Raw genomic sequence first — 14,455 nt, 5'->3', positions numbered from 1 at the left:
TCCCGATGATCGGCGCTACATCCGTGATCTTGATGTCCTCGCGCGCCTCGATGTTCGGCGCACCTTCTCCGAAGCGGATCTTGATCTTCAGGTCGGCGAAGTCCTCCCCGATCGAAGCGACATCCACCGTCAATCGATAATCATTGCACATCGGTCCTCCGTCCGATCGGATTGCACCGCGATCGTGTTCCTGTTATGTTCGCGCGGCTATGAGCGCGAAGGTTTTCGATTCCGACGCATCGCTCGACGAACGCCGCGTCATCATAAGGCGCTACGGCGGCGATGTTGAGATGGCAGAGCTGCCTTGGGGCCTTCAGCCCAGCGAAGTTGGAGGCAGGCCCTGCACCGTTGTGCGCGCTGAGGGCAGTCACCGTTGCCTCGTTCCGGCATCCGAGTTCCGGCATCGGAGCAGGGGCAAGGCCTAAAGCTTTTCGCTCGCCGACAGTGACTGGTTCTATTTCGCTGGAGTCTGGCGCCCGGCGACACGGGACTGGCCTGAGGCTTATGCCATCCTGACGATCGAGGCGAACGACGACGTCGCGCCCTTCCACGACCGGCAGATGGCGGTGCTGCGGCGCGATCAGCGAATGGCTTGGCTCGACCGGACCTGCTTGGAAGAAGAGCTGCTTCGGCCGTTGCCTGACGGCACGTTCGTGGTTTCGCAGCCGCGCAAAGCATCTGCACAGGCGGCGCTCGCATTTTGAACCAAAACCCCGAACTTCGTGATTGGCGTCGCCCTGCGGGCCGGGCTGTTGGCGGAACTGAAGCCCCAAAGGGGTCTTCACCCGTTCGGGCAGCCATCCCTGACGCGCACTGGGGCTGTCGTGCGAAGAGGACGGGGGGTCCATGTTTACCGCGATCCGGCGATGGGTCGAACACAGACGGGCCGAGGAAGAGCGCGGCGGTACCTGATGGCAGGTGGTGTTGCCGCTTGCGCGCTGCGGCCGGCAAGGGAAGCTGCGCCGCGGCCTGCAGTTCCGGAAACCCGGCACTATCGCCGGGTTGCCGGCCGCGCCCTTGCCCGCCTTGCTCTTCGCGGCATCCGGTTCATGCTCCATAAGCTTGGGGCGGGAATCGGATAGGAAGGAGCGCGTCAGGGGACGTGCAGGCGAATATGGAAAAAGCAGAACGGGAAGAGCTGAAAGGAAAAGTGCCCTGCGGCGCCGTACTGGAGCATTGCGGGTTTGCGCTCGATCTCAAGGAGAGCACGCGCAGGGCGATGAAATATCGCCGCGAAACCGCGATTATCATCGTCATTCATGACGGCAAGGGCTGGTTCGACCCGCTTTCGGACGCCAAGGGTGATGTCTATTCGCTGATCCAGCATCTGGACGGTTGCGATTTCCCGGAAGCATTCGTTCAGGTCGCATCCTTGGTCGGCTTCGTGCCCTCGGAGCCCGCTTGGACGCGGCAGCCCCGGGAACGCGAGCCGGATCTTTCCATTCCCGAACGCTGGCGAGCCCGGCGTAAGCCATGGCGTGGCTCGGCGACCTGGCGCTATCTGCGTGACGACCGTCACCTTCCCGAACGCATCCTCCGCGCCGCGATCGCTGCCGGCGTCTTGCGCGAAGGCCCGCATGGCAGCATGTGGGCGGCACACATCGATGCGGGAGCTGTCACCGGTTGGGAGGAACGCGGCCCGGAATGGCGCGGCTTTGCGACGGGCGGCAGCAAGGTGCTGTTCCGGCTCGGTCCGGCAGACGCCGGCCGCGTCTGCGTGACCGAAGCCGCCATCGACGCCATGAGCCTTGCTGCGATCGAGGCAAACAGACCAGATACGCTTTATGTCAGCACCGGCGGCGGCTGGTCGCCAGCGACTGACGCGGCCATTCGCCTGGTGGCAGAGCGGTCGGAGGCACGGCTTGTCGCGGCCACCGACAACAATGTGCAGGGCGACATCTATGCCGATCGCCTTCTCGCCCTGGCCGAGGAGGTCGGATGCGGCGCCGAGCGACTGCGCCCCATTGCGAGTGACTGGAACGTCGATCTGAAAGTGAGGGCGGAAGCAAGAGGAATGGAGGAAGGAGGCCGACTGCCGCATGCCCGCCGGGCGCGTCAAGGGTGAAGCTCCGCCCGGCTGCGCCGGCCCTTGACCCGCCCGGGCGGAGAGGCGGCCGCGGGGGAGGGGTCCGGAAGGGCTGAAGATGATGGTGATCCGCGAGGGATGAACCGCGCTCCGGCCCGCAAGTGGCCAGGAGCCTCCCTATGACCCTCCAATCCTCAATCCTCAAGATCTACTTCGGTGTCGCCGACCGCCGGCAGATGTTCCGTCTGTTCGACCGCCATGCCCAGCGGCCCGATCGTTGGCAGAACGACGACAGCGACCTGTTCGCCGGAGAGTGGTTCGAGATCGCACGCGCCGAGCACGACTACATGCTCGACATCCTGCCGCCGCTCTGGATGCGAGGGGAAATGTTCGCGCTCGGCGAATTCCTCACCGGCAGCATCACCAGCGTCTTCTACACGCTGCGCATCGACGGCAAGACACGCTACTTCCACGCCTATTGCGACCTGGCGGCGCCGCGTTCCCCCGTCGAGATGCGCGACGCCATCGTCGAGCGCGAGTCCTGGCCGGTGAAGGCCATGACGCATCACGAACGCCTGGAGCATGTCTGGAGCGCCACGCACGACGAATATCGTGGCTATGCCGGGGACCGGTTCTTAGCCCAGCATCGCGGCAAACGGACCATCCTTGTCTATGGCCTGGGGCGGACCGAGCTCAAACTGCTCGACGATCTCACCGAGGAAGAGATCGCGGCCAAGCTGCCGGTGCATTTGCGGCACCTCCCCATTCGCGTAGCGGCGTGAGGTGTGGGCGATGTTTACATTTCCCATTCTCGCCGTCCGCAAGGTCGTCGATCGCGGCATTGCCGATGCTGCCGCCAATGGCGGCTTTCGCAATCCCTATTACGGCACCCGCCCCGGCGAGGGCGAGAAGCCCGGCCTCTGGCTGGTCGGCGACGAGGGCGTCTACATCATGTCCAACGGCAAACTGGCCGAAGGATCGCGCGCCCTCGTCGTCTATGCCGAGCAGTGCCATCCCAAGGGCGACGGCGACTGGTGGGACTATAAGGGCCACCACTTCGGCGCCGATGACGGCATCGAGTTCATCGAGGCCGAGCGGCTGATTCCCCTCTTCGACCGCAACATGAGTGCCACGCACCTCAATGTGCAGCTCACCGAGACCGAAATCGCGCTCTCGCTGATCACCCGCTGACTTTCCCAAACCCGCGACGATCGCCTGGCCGGACCCGTTCGGCCGGTTGTTCGTGCTCGCCTTCGCAAGGAGACTTCCCAATGTCCAATGACGATCCCTTCACCCTCGACCTGTTCGGCAACACTTCGCTTTCGTCCGGCCTCGGTCTCGGCGTCACCGCCTTCGGCAGCGATTTCGGAGCCGAGGATCCCGCGGATGAGCGGCCTTCTCCGCCGGCCGGGCCGGACGCTCACGCCAAGCCAGTCCCGCAGGCCGCCGAACACGGGCGCGTCAATACAGCCGCGGCTCGCGGCCAGAGCTTCCTTCTCAAAAGCGATCGCGGCCTGGCAAAGGGCTGGGAGCAGCGCGCCCGCGACAATCTCGCCGCCATTCGGCTCGCTGCTAAAATCGAGGCCGAGGACCGCCCGGCGACGACCGAGGAGCAGGCCCGGCTCATTCGCTTCACCGGCTTCGGAGCCTCGGACCTCGCCAATGCCGTGTTCCGCCGTCCGGGCGGAACCGCTTTCCGGGACGGATGGGACGAGATCGGCGCCGACCTCGAGGACGCTGTGTCGGGTCCGGACTATGCCTCGCTGGCGCGCTGCACCCAGTACGCCCATTTCACGCCGGAGTTCATCGTCCGGTCGATGTGGTCCGGCCTGCAGCGGCTCGGCTGGCGCGGCGGCAGGGTGCTCGAACCTGGCATCGGCACTGGCATGTTCCCCGCCTTGTTGCCGGCGGAACTGCGCGACCAGGTGCATGTCACCGGCGTCGAGATCGATCCGGTGACCAACCGCATCGCTCGCCTGCTGCAGCCACGGGCGCGCATCATCAATGCCGACTTCGCGCGCGCCGATCTGCCAGCCAGCTTCGACCTGGCTATCGGCAACCCGCCCTTCTCGGATCGTACCGTACGCTCGGACCGCACCTATCGCTCGATGGGGCCGCGTCTCCACGACTACTTCATAGCCCGGTCGATCGACCTGTTGAAGCCGGGTGGCCTGGCAGCTTTCGTGACGAGCTCGGGCACGATGGATAAGGCGGATTGTTCGGTACGGGAGCATATTGCGAAGTCCGCCGATCTCGTCGCGGCAATCCGCTTGCCCCAGGGCAGCTTCCAGGCCGATGCCGGCACAGAAGTGGTCGTCGACATCCTGTTCTTCGGGAAGCGCAAGCCGGGAGAGGCCGAGGGCGACGTTAGCTGGCTCGACACCGACGAGGTCCGCCCTGCGGACGGCGACGAGATCGCGATTCGCGTGAACCGCTGGTTCGCCCGGCATCCCCATTTTGTGCTCGGCGCGCATGCCGCCACGTCGGGTCCTTTTGGCGAGGCCTACACCTGCCTGCCGCATCCGGGCGTTGATCTCGCGTCGGCGCTGTCCCATGCGATCTCCCTGCTCCCGGAAGCCATCTATGACGGCGAGCCCGAGGCAATCGACCTCGACGGCGACGACCTCGACGGGGCAGGGGAATCGCTTCCCAACGCTCCCGCGATCCGTGAGGGCAGCTACTTCATCGCGTCGAATACGGCGCTGATGCAGATGGTCGACGGGGTTCCCGTGACCATTACCGTGCGCAAGGGGCGCAGCGCCGACGGCGTGCCCGACAAGCACGCCCGCATCATCCGCAAGCTGATCCCGATGCGCGATGCGGTGCGCGAGGTCTTGCAGGCGCAGGAGCTCGACCGGCCCTGGAAGCCGGCACAGGTCAAGCTGCGCATCGTCTGGTCCAATTTCGTGCGCGCTTTCGGGCCGATCAACACCACGGTCGTCTCCACCAGCGAGGATCCCGAGACCGGTGAGGTGCGCGAAAGACATCGCCGGCCGAACCTGCAGCCCTTCCTCGACGATCCCGATTGCTGGTTGGTCGCCTCCATCGAGGACTACGACCTCGAGACCGACACGGCGCGGCCCGGTCCGCTCTTCACTGAACGGGTGATCGCGCCACCCTCGGCGCCCATCATCACCTCGGCCGCCGATGCCTTGGCCGTGGTGCTGAACGAACGCGGCCATGTGGACATCGATCACATTGCCGAATTGCTGCACGCCGACGCGGACGCCGTCATTGCCGACCTGGGTGATGCTATTTTCCGCGATCCCGCAACCGGGGCCTGGCAGACGGCGGATGCTTATCTCTCCGGTCAGGTTCGCGACAAGCTCAGGGCGGCTGAGGCGGCCGCAGCACTCGACCCCTCCTTGGAACGCAATGTCCGGGCCCTCGTCGCGGTCCAGCCCGCCGATCTCGGCCCCTCCGACATTACCGCGCGCCTCGGCGCACCGTGGATTCCGGCCGCCGATGTCGTCGCCTTCGTCAAGGAGGCGATGGGCGCGGAGATCAGGATCCATCACATGCCGGAACTGGCGTCGTGGACGGTGGAGGCGAGGCAGTTCGCATATATGGCGGCCGGCACATCCGAATGGGGCACCGAGCGCCGCCATGCCGGCGAGCTTATCGCCGATGCGCTCAACAGCCGGGTGCCGCAGATCTTTGACACGATCAAGGAGGGCGACAGCGAGAAGCGCGTGCTCAACGTCGTCGATACCGAGGCAGCCAAGGAGAGGCTGACCAAGATCAAGTCCGCTTTCCAGAACTGGATCTGGTCCGATCCCGATCGCACCGACCGCCTGGCGCGGGGCTACAACGACCGCTTCAACAACATCGCCCCCCGAAAGTTCAGCGGGGACCATCTCCAACTCCCGGGCGCCTCTGGCGCCTTTTCTCTTTATGGGCACCAGAAGCGGGGCATCTGGCGCATCATTTCGGCGGGCTCGACGTATCTCGCCCATGCCGTCGGTGCTGGCAAGACCATGACGATTGCGGCCGCTGTCATGGAGCAGAAGCGTCTCGGTCTGGTTGCCAAGGCTATGCTCGTCGTGCCCGGGCATTGCCTGGCGCAGGCGGCGCGCGAGTTCCTCGCGCTCTATCCGACCGCCCGCATCCTCGTCGCCGACGAGACCAATTTCACCAAGGACAAGCGGCACCGCTTCCTGTCGCGGGCGGCGACCGCGACCTGGGATGCGATCGTCATCACCCATTCGGCCTTCCGCTTCATCGGCGTGCCGTCCGCCTTCGAGAGCCAAATGATCCACGATGAGCTGGAGCTTTACGAGATGCTGCTGACCAAGGTGGAGAGCGGCGATCGCGTCTCGCGCAAGCGGCTCGAGCGGCTGAAGGAGGGCCTGAAGGAGCGTCTGGAATCCCTCGCCACCCGCAAGGACGACCTGCTGACGATCTCCGAGATCGGCGTCGACCAGATCATCGTCGACGAGGCGCAGGAATTCCGCAAGCTCAGCTTCGCCACCAATATGTCGACGCTCAAGGGAATCGATCCGAACGGCTCGCAGCGTGCCTGGGACCTCTATGTGAAGTCCCGCTTCGTCGAGACGAAGAATCCCGGCCGGGCGCTCATCCTCGCCTCCGGCACGCCAATCACCAATACGCTGGGCGAAATGTTCTCGGTCCAGCGCTATCTCGGGTACGGCGCTCTACGCGAGCGCGGCCTCCACGAGTTCGACGCCTGGGCCTCGACCTTCGGCGACGTCACCACCGAGCTCGAGCTGCAGCCCAACGGCAGGTACAAGCCGGTGACCCGCTTCGCCACCTTCGTCAACGTGCCCGAGCTCATCGCCATGTTCCGCTCCTTCGCGGACGTGGTCATGCCCGAGGACTTGCGCGACTATGTGAAGGTGCCGGCGCTCTCGACCGGTAAACGGCAGATCAGGACCTCGAAGCCGTCAGCCGCCTTTAAGCGCTATCAGGTCCTGCTCGACGCCCGCATCAAGGCCATCGAACAACGCGAAGGGCCGCCCGAGCCGGGCGACGATATCCTGCTCTCGGTCATCACCGACGGCCGCCACGCGGCGATCGACCTGCGCCGGGTCGATGTCGACAATGACAATGAGGCGGACAACAAACTCAACGATCTCGTCGCCAACGCTTTCGCGATTTGGCGGGAAACTGCCGGCAACGACTATATCCGCCCCGACGGAAAGCCCTTCGAGCTGTCCGGCGCCGCGCAGATGATCTTCTCCGATCTCGGCACGATCAGCGTCGAGAAGACGCGGGGCTTCTCCGCCTATCGATGGATACGAGACGAGCTCGTTCGCATGGGCGTCCCGGCGTCTGAGATCGCCTTCATGCAGGACTTCAAGAAGTCGGAAGCCAAGCAGCGTCTGTTCAGTGACGTGCGAGCCGGTAAGGTCCGTTTTCTGATCGGCTCCTCCGACACGATGGGCACCGGCGTCAATGCGCAACTTCGGCTCAAGGCGCTGCACCATCTCGATGTGCCGTGGCTACCGTCGCAGATCGAGCAGCGCGAGGGGCGTATCCTGCGGCAGGGCAACCAGCACGATGTCGTCGACATCTTCGCTTATGCCACCGAAGGCTCCATGGACGCCCAGATGTGGCAGAACAATGAGCGCAAGGCCCGCTTCATCGCCGCCGCGTTGTCGGGCGACACGTCGGTTCGCCGGCTCGAGGACCTCGGCGAAGGCCAGGCCAACCAGTTCGCCATGGCCAAGGCTATTGCTTCGGGCGATCCGCGGCTGATGCAAAAGGCGGGTCTTGAAGCCGACATCGCGCGGCTCGAGCGGCTACGGTCCGCGCATCAGGACGACCAGTTCGCCATCCGCCGGCAGATCCGCGATGCCGAGCGCGACATGGAGTACTCGACGCGCCGGATCGGCGAGATCGGCCAGGACCTCGCGCGCCTCGTTCCCACCACGGGCGAGGCCTTCCGCATGCGCGTCGGCGAAGAGGTGTTCAATGAGCGCAAGCTCGCCGGGCGGGCGCTGATGAAGGAGGTTCTGACCCTCGTGCAGCTTCAGCACAAAGACGAGACCGTCATCGCCTCAGTCGGCGGATTCGAGCTCGCATATTCCGGCCAGCGCTTCGGCAAGGACGGCTATCGCTACGCCACCATGCTGGTGCGCACGGGAGCCGAGACGGAAATCGAACTGCCCGTCACCACCACGCCGCTCGGTGGGATCGCGAAGCTCGAACACGTTCTGTCCAACCTGGATGAAGAACAGGAGCGCACCCGTCATCGGCTTGCGGAGGCTGAGCGTCGGCTTGCCGCCTATCGCTCCCGCGAGGGCGGAGCCTTTGCCTTCTCGGATGAACTCGCGGCCAAGCGCCGGCAGCTGGCCGAAATCGAGACGTCGCTGGCACAGGATATCGACCGGGTGAGGCCGGAAGAGGCAAGGGCGGCCTGAAAGGACCGGGGAGAAAGAGAGGACTGCTCGCAGATCGGGTGGTCCGCCGACGCTGGCGCTCAATCGCCCCCGTCGCGATCCCGGCCCGTCATCCTGCGCAGGGCTGAAGAAGCCCCGCTTGGCCAGCCGGGCAGGGATGCTCGGGCGCAATTGCACCGGCCCGCCCGCTCCGCGGGCTGGGGGATGTCTTCGGGAAGAAGACGGAAATGGACCGGCGATGGGCCGTGTTCGCAATCCCAAAAGGAGCATCTCCATGGAACTGAAATTCGTTGATCCGCGCTCGCTCAAGGACAATCCCGACAAGGCGCGCCGTTCCAAGTCCAGCCCGCAGGCGGACGCCCTGCTGCTGGCGACGATCAAGGCTGTTGGCATCGTGCAGCCGCCCATCGTCGCCGCCGAAACGGAAGGCGGCAACGGCTTCGTCATCGACGAGGGCCACCGTCGCGTCAAGCAGGCGATTGCCGCCGGCCTCGAGGAAGTCGCCGTTCTCGTCGTTCCCCGCGCCGAGGATGGCGGCGCCATGCGTTCGCTGGTCACGACGATCGCGCATGAGCAGCTCAACCCCGTCGACCAGTGGCGGGCCATCGAGCGTCTCGTGGCGCTCGGCTGGACCGAGGAGGCGATTGGCATTGCGCTCGCGCAGTCGGTGCGCCAGATCAAGAAGCTGAGGCTGCTCGCCAATGTGCTGCCGGCGATGCTGGATCATATGGCAAAGGGCGACATGCCCGACGAGCGCCAGCTCCGCGCCATCGCGGCCGCCTCGCTCGAGGAGCAGAAGGAGGTCTGGAAGGCGCATAAGCCGACCAAAGGCGATCCACAGGTCTCGTGGTGGGCCGTCGCCAACGGCCTCGCCAAGACCCGCATGTATGCGCGCGATGCCAGCTTCGGCGACGATCTCGCTCAGGCCTACGGCATCGCCTGGGTCGAGGACCTGTTCGCGCCGGCCGACCAGGACAGCTGCTACACCACTGATGTGGAGGCCTTCCTCGGCGCCCAGCAGGAATGGATGACGCAGCACCTTCCCAAGAAGGGCGTCATCGCCGAGACCAACAACTGGGGCGAGGTGAAGCTGCCGCCCAAGGCCGAACGCGTCTACGGCACGCCCAAGAAGTCGGACCACACCGCGATGTACCTTGACCGCGAGGGCAAGGTGAAGACGGTCCACTTCCGCATGCCCGAGGCGAAGAAGAAGGGCAAGGCTGCCGAAGAGGCCGGCGGCGCGGACGAGACACGGGTCGTCTCCAAGCCTCGTCCGAACGTGACGCGCAAGGGCGTCGAGATGATCGGCGACCTGCGCACCGACGCTCTGCATGAGGCGCTATCGCGCGCGCCGATCGAGGACGACACACTGCTCGCGCTGCTGGTCCTCGCATTCGCCGGCCAGAATGTACGCGTCGACTCCGGCGCGGGTGGCGATCATAGCTACGGCCGACGCTTCCCCCGTCACGCCGCGACGCTGTTCGATGCCGAGGGCAAGTTCGCCTTCGACACCGACACGCTTCGCATCGCCGCCCGCGGTGTGCTGATCGACGTGCTCTCCTGCCGCGAGGGCATGAGCAAGTCGGGCGTCGTGGCGCTCGTCGCCGGTTCTGCGATCGGGGCCGATGGCTTCCTCGCCAATATGGGCACGGAGGATTTCCTCTCCTGCCTGTCGCGGCCGGCGCTCGAAGGCTCGTGCGCCGACACGCCGGTGCTGCCACGTGCGCGCGTGAAGGACACCCGCGCAGCGCTCGTCGAACACTTCAAGGAGGGCCATTTCGTCCACCCCGCGGCCCTCTTCGCGCCCGCCGGGGCCGGCCTCGCCGAATGGCTGGCCAAGAGCGCGGTCACCGAGGACGAGGACGACGATGTGCCGGACGCCGAGAGCGTCGAAGGCGAGGGCCAGGTGGTCGATGGCGATCCTGCCGACGAGTTCGACGAGGGTTATCGCGACGCCGCCGAGTAGCGCTTCGCCCCGCTTCTTCTTTCGACCGCTCTGCCGCCGTCGGGTTCGCCCGGCGGCGGTTTCGTTTTCAGCTTCACCGAACGGAGGACAGTATATGTCCGCACATACGATCTTCGAACACGCTCCTATCGGCGCCATCGTCGCCTGGTCCGACGGCGCCCCGCGTCCGCCGGAACGGCACCGCAGGAGACTTGACGCCTGGAACACCAACAACAGCCGGGGACGTCTCATCCGCAAACAGGGCGGCCGTGATGCCGATACGCACAACCCGCATGCGAGCTTCACCCTGCACGAGGCCGACTACGGCGCCGGCGGTGTCGTTGCGATACGCGTCCATCGAACGTTTTCGCTGAGCTCCAGCCTGCGCTTCAACATCGTCGAGCGCCCGACGGTCGGGTCCGTGCGGGTCTTTGATCGGTCCGGCGACTATGCCGAGCTGGTTCATCTCGCGCCGCATCGCGCCGCCGCCGAGCAATGGTTGTCGCAGCACGGCTATCCGAACGCTGTGTTCGAGGAGGTCACGGCCGATGAGGCCGCCGCCGATGCCGTCGAGGGGAGGGCGGCGGCATGAGCCAGGCACGTCAACCCTCAGATTCACCCGAAGCCCCGGATGCGTCCGGGGCTTCGTTCGGGTATAGCGCCGACGGCATGCCGGTCGCCCTTGTCGGTCAGAACGCCTATGCCATGGCGCCCGGCCGCGACGGGAGACACTATCTCGCCAGCGGCTGGGGAATCGCCCGGCCGATGGCGGAATGGAACTGCTCGGACTTCTACGGCCATGGCGGTGACCTCGCCGACGAGAACGCCTTTCGGGCGAAAGTGCTCGAGCAGGCCCAGCACTACCTGGAAAAGCGTGCGCTCGGCCGCCGCGACATTCCCGGTGGCGCACACACGCCCTGGGGGCCGTCGCAGGGCGGCACGGTTTATGCCGAAGGCGTCACCTCATACTCGACCGCTGGTCACGGTGGCTTCAAGCTCTCGGCCGAGCGCAACCGCAAGGTCCATTCGATCCTCCGCGCCTCTGGCGGCTGGTACGAAGAGGACGAGTGCTGGGCGATCATTGCCATCACCTTCCCGAACCTCTTCACCGCGCTCGAGCGCCGCTACGCCGAGCAGACCATCAAGGATTCCTGGCCCGACGTGTGGGAAGCGATCTTCGGCGCCATCCTCGCCCCGGGCGAGTCCCGCAAGAAGGACCAGCGTGCGTTCGAGGCCGAGCACGCCGCTGACTGGATCGTCGTGTCAGCGATCACCTCGGAGGAGCAGAAAGGGTTCGTCGAGTGCGTCGCCACGCCCGGCGGTAAACGCGGCACCGGCACCGAGGAGCGCCGCTTTCTCGTCCCTGCCGACGAGTACGATATCGGCCGCTTCGGCTTCGTCATCGATCCGGACCGGCATGCCGTCTATGCCGGACCGTCTAGTTTCGACGGCTGGCGGGGGAGGGGGTCGCCATGACCCTCGCGCCCGAGCTGCGCCGCCAGCTCTCCCGCATGGAGGAGGCGCGCCGACAAATGCAGCGTCAACTGGACATGGTCGACCGGCAGATCACACGCCGCATGACGGCGCTGATCCCCAAGCCTACTTCCACGCCGGACACACTATCGTCGGGGCAAGGCGCCCGATCCTGGCGCGTTCCTCGAGCGCTATCGGTCCCAGCTCGCAGCTCTAACCTCTGAGCGCCAGCCGGAACTCGATGCCCTGTCGCGCAAGCTCGCGCGCCAGGAGCAGGCGATCGCCAGGTTCCTCGACCGGCACGCCGAAGCCGCCGACACGAGCGAGCAGGTCTAGCCGTGCCGCTGTTCGGCCGACATGGCCAACGCTGCCGATGATGCCGGATACGACAGGCACGCGAGCGACCATCGTGGCAATGGTGGTCGCGGCAGCAATCCCGCAGGATCGAACCGTGAATTGGCAGATGGTTCATGACCGCCTGTCCTTCGGCTCCCATGTCGAAATCGAGGTCCCGTGCCGGTCCTCCCTCGGGCTTTAGGCGGTCCTGAACCGGCGGCCGTTCGCTTAAAGGCCGCGTTCCGCGCCGCGGGGCGGCCGGATCGAACCGGTCTCGACATGGCGGGCCCGCGTCCCGCGCGAGGGCTGAAGGGCGCCCTGCTTGGCCGCAAACCTTCCATGCTCGCCTCGGTCCGCCCGGACCCTGAAGCGCCCGTCATACCACCGGTTCTGTCGGTCCGCGCCCGAGGGAGGGCCGGCACGGGGCCGGTCCGAGCTTCGGGAAACCGAAGAAGGAAAATGCCATGACCAAGAAAGCCGCAAGTTCCCGCTCCAGCGCCCGCGTCGTGCCGCTCCGCAAGGGCACCACAATCCAGATGGTCCGGCTCGCCTGCCCCGATGCCGCACAGTGCTCCCTCATCGCAGAGAGCTTCGGCCTGCCGGTCCTCGACAGCGACGGCATCCGCGACCTGCACGAGAAGCTCATCGTCGACACGGCCGCAGCGCTCGACGAGGGACTTGGCGAACGCGCCATGCAGATCCACCTGCAGCGCATCGTCGGAGCGTATGTCGGTTCCGCTCATGGCGCCGGCCAATTCTACAGCCGCTCCGTGACCGAGGCCCGCGATGCGACGGCCAAGGCCGCCTGCGATGATCGCGACGAGGATGTCGGTGGCCCGGTCGGCTTCGACAGCGCCGCCCAGCGCAAGCGGGAGTTCGCCGCCGACATGGCGCTCCAGGCCCACGCGCTGCGTATGGCCGCGGAGGGCGCGGTCAATGCCTATGAACAGGTCGTCGGCGAGGTCTGGAAGCCCTTCGAACGGCCGGTGGAGAACCCCGGGCGGAGCGTCGATCGCAAGGCGGCAGAACTCCAGATGGCGGCGCTCCGATGAACCGCTGACTGCGGCGGGGCTCCGCCCCGCCTGTCTTTACCTCGGCGATTCGGGGCCCTACCGGGGCCGGCTCCATTATGCCGCTATTTTGCCCGTCAACTGCGCGGGCTCAATGGAAACTTCTCGACATCGTCATTCCATGGATCGAACACGACCGCACTTGACGGCCTGGTGTCCTTGACGTTCCGCGTCACCAGATAGAGATCGTGCTCGATCGCCGTCGACGCGAGCAGCGTGTCGATCACCGGCGGCGCATGGCCACTGGCGCGCTTTCCTGCCCCGGAAATCCGGCCCCAGCGCCGAACGACCTCGTCCTCAAGCGACAGCACGCGATGACCGAACCGCTCCGCCAGCGCATCGCGCGCCGCCATGTAGCGCGGTCGATCCGGATGATCGTCGGGCAGGTTGTGAATGCCCTTGTCGTATTCGGCCAGCGTCAGCACGCTGATATGGAAACTCGTCTCGTCCTGCCCCTCGGCCCAACGCTTCACCGACGGCGCACCCTGCGGATTGATCAGAGCGGCCACGACATTGGTGTCGAGCAGCCATCCCCTCACAGTTCCAGGTCCCGGCCGCGATCCATCTCGCGTTCGAGGTTGAGGCCGTCGAGATGCAGGCTCTCCATGAACTGCAAAAAGGGCAGACGGGGTTTCTCCGGCACGAGACGATCGAACTCCTCGACGCTCATCACCACGACTGCGTCATGGCCGCGAACGCTCACACGCTGCGGCCCCTCTTCGCGGGCATGGCGCACCACCTCGCTGAATCGCGCCTTCGCGTCCTCGAGTTTCCACCGTCCTGTCGCCGGACGGGTTGCCGTCCGCGCCTTCTTCGTCACTTGTGTCTGCTTGCCCATCGTCTCACACCTAGTCAGCTAGTCAGACATATAGCACTCGCCCGGCGATGACGCCAGCATCGGCGACAAGACACCGTGGCATCGGGCCCCTGCGCCAGCGCTCCAATCCCGCTCTCTCGTGATGGCTTTCCTGGTGCGGCGGCGGATCTTCCACGATCAACCCGCAAGGGGTCCGCTAGCAAGCTGCGGCCGCTCGGCTCACGCCTTCGCGGTGATCGCGACCGCCGCCGCACACTGACGGAGCCATCGAGCGGGAATTGGCCCGCTTCCCAAGATGGAGCCCTCAGATGTCCCACGATCTCACCCTCGCCAAGAAAGCCGCCTGGCACCTCGCCCGCACCCTCATGGCCCCCGTGGTTCTCTTCCAGGTCGACGACGAATTCGGCGTTTATCTAAACAGTCAAT

At 65.8% G+C, this 14,455-nt stretch carries 10 protein-coding genes and 3 pseudogenes; 10 read left to right on the top strand and 3 right to left on the bottom strand.

The window, feature by feature from the left end; translation table 11 throughout:
• Window positions 1-151 (bottom strand): annotated as a pseudogene (locus BQ8482_RS39710) (SOS response-associated peptidase); the annotation flags it as partial.
• 58 nt (window positions 152-209) lie between these two features.
• On the opposite strand from BQ8482_RS39710, the pseudogene BQ8482_RS30465 reads away from it, so the two are divergent.
• The 10 genes and pseudogenes from BQ8482_RS30465 to BQ8482_RS30420 all read left to right on the top strand — a co-directional run bounded on the left by BQ8482_RS30465 (window position 210) and on the right by BQ8482_RS30420 (window position 13,194).
• A pseudogene (locus tag BQ8482_RS30465) lies at window positions 210-704 on the top strand (SOS response-associated peptidase family protein).
• 410 nt (window positions 705-1,114) lie between these two features.
• Window positions 1,115-2,065, top strand: a complete 951-nt coding sequence (locus BQ8482_RS30460) for a DUF3991 and toprim domain-containing protein (RefSeq protein WP_123150980.1) — start codon at window positions 1,115-1,117, stop codon at window positions 2,063-2,065.
• A 140-nt stretch (window positions 2,066-2,205) separates the two neighbouring features.
• Complete coding sequence (locus BQ8482_RS30455; RefSeq protein WP_123150979.1) at window positions 2,206-2,808, top strand: DUF1419 domain-containing protein; 603 nt, start codon at window positions 2,206-2,208, stop codon at window positions 2,806-2,808.
• A gap of 10 nt (window positions 2,809-2,818) precedes the next feature.
• On the top strand, window positions 2,819-3,217 hold the full coding sequence (locus tag BQ8482_RS30450; protein ID WP_123150985.1) for a DUF3085 domain-containing protein: 399 nt from the start codon (window positions 2,819-2,821) through the stop codon (window positions 3,215-3,217).
• An 80-nt stretch (window positions 3,218-3,297) separates the two neighbouring features.
• Window positions 3,298-8,409: an N-6 DNA methylase gene (locus BQ8482_RS30445; RefSeq protein WP_123150978.1), complete on the top strand. Its 5,112-nt coding sequence runs from the start codon at window positions 3,298-3,300 to the stop codon at window positions 8,407-8,409.
• A gap of 253 nt (window positions 8,410-8,662) precedes the next feature.
• Window positions 8,663-10,354: a ParB N-terminal domain-containing protein gene (locus BQ8482_RS30440; RefSeq protein ID WP_123150977.1), complete on the top strand. Its 1,692-nt coding sequence runs from the start codon at window positions 8,663-8,665 to the stop codon at window positions 10,352-10,354.
• 94 nt (window positions 10,355-10,448) lie between these two features.
• A complete protein-coding gene (locus BQ8482_RS30435) occupies window positions 10,449-10,925 on the top strand; it encodes a hypothetical protein (protein ID WP_123150976.1) in 477 nt (158 codons plus the stop codon).
• Window positions 10,922-11,809, top strand: a complete 888-nt coding sequence (locus BQ8482_RS30430; RefSeq protein WP_123150975.1) for a DUF7007 domain-containing protein — start codon at window positions 10,922-10,924, stop codon at window positions 11,807-11,809. The genes BQ8482_RS30435 and BQ8482_RS30430 overlap by 4 nt, the downstream gene beginning before the upstream one ends.
• Window positions 11,806-12,142, top strand: a pseudogene (locus tag BQ8482_RS39705) (hypothetical protein). The gene BQ8482_RS30430 and the pseudogene BQ8482_RS39705 overlap by 4 nt, the downstream one beginning before the upstream one ends.
• 464 nt (window positions 12,143-12,606) lie before the next feature.
• Window positions 12,607-13,194 carry a hypothetical protein gene (locus BQ8482_RS30420; protein WP_123150974.1) on the top strand — a complete coding sequence of 196 codons (588 nt, stop codon included), beginning with the start codon at window positions 12,607-12,609 and terminating at the stop codon, window positions 13,192-13,194.
• Window positions 13,195-13,289: 95 nt separating this feature from the next.
• Here the strand turns inward: BQ8482_RS30420 and BQ8482_RS30415 are convergent, their stop codons facing one another.
• Entirely contained in the window at window positions 13,290-13,751 is a 462-nt protein-coding gene (locus BQ8482_RS30415) for a type II toxin-antitoxin system VapC family toxin (RefSeq protein ID WP_123150973.1), read from the bottom strand.
• The gene (locus BQ8482_RS30410; RefSeq protein WP_123150972.1) at window positions 13,748-14,050 is read right to left on the bottom strand and encodes a type II toxin-antitoxin system Phd/YefM family antitoxin; all 303 of its coding nucleotides are present in this window, start codon (window positions 14,048-14,050) and stop codon (window positions 13,748-13,750) included. Before BQ8482_RS30410 ends, BQ8482_RS30415 begins: the two co-directional genes overlap by 4 nt.
• Window positions 14,051-14,455 lie beyond the last annotated feature (405 nt).

The sequence above is a fragment of the Mesorhizobium delmotii genome (genome assembly GCF_900149755.1).
GTDB classification, from domain to species: Bacteria; Pseudomonadota; Alphaproteobacteria; order Rhizobiales; family Rhizobiaceae; genus Mesorhizobium; species Mesorhizobium delmotii.
The sequence above is the reverse complement of the archived record's forward strand: the minus strand, read 5'-3'. Positions and strand labels throughout refer to the sequence as shown.

Bases quoted from the DNA above. Each gene is read 5' to 3' on its own strand.
- BQ8482_RS30440 (WP_123150977.1), top strand. From the start codon at position 8,663: ATGGAACTGAAATTCGTTGATCCGCGCTCGCTCAAGGACAATCCCGAC.
- BQ8482_RS30445 (WP_123150978.1), top strand. From the start codon at position 3,298: ATGTCCAATGACGATCCCTTCACCCTCGACCTGTTCGGCAACACTTCG.
- BQ8482_RS30460 (WP_123150980.1), top strand. From the start codon at position 1,115: ATGGAAAAAGCAGAACGGGAAGAGCTGAAAGGAAAAGTGCCCTGCGGC.
- BQ8482_RS30455 (WP_123150979.1), top strand. From the start codon at position 2,206: ATGACCCTCCAATCCTCAATCCTCAAGATCTACTTCGGTGTCGCCGAC.
- BQ8482_RS30430 (WP_123150975.1), top strand. From the start codon at position 10,922: ATGAGCCAGGCACGTCAACCCTCAGATTCACCCGAAGCCCCGGATGCG.
- BQ8482_RS30450 (WP_123150985.1), top strand. From the start codon at position 2,819: ATGTTTACATTTCCCATTCTCGCCGTCCGCAAGGTCGTCGATCGCGGC.
- BQ8482_RS30420 (WP_123150974.1), top strand. From the start codon at position 12,607: ATGACCAAGAAAGCCGCAAGTTCCCGCTCCAGCGCCCGCGTCGTGCCG.
- BQ8482_RS30410 (WP_123150972.1), bottom strand. From the start codon at position 14,050: ATGGGCAAGCAGACACAAGTGACGAAGAAGGCGCGGACGGCAACCCGT.
- BQ8482_RS30435 (WP_123150976.1), top strand. From the start codon at position 10,449: ATGTCCGCACATACGATCTTCGAACACGCTCCTATCGGCGCCATCGTC.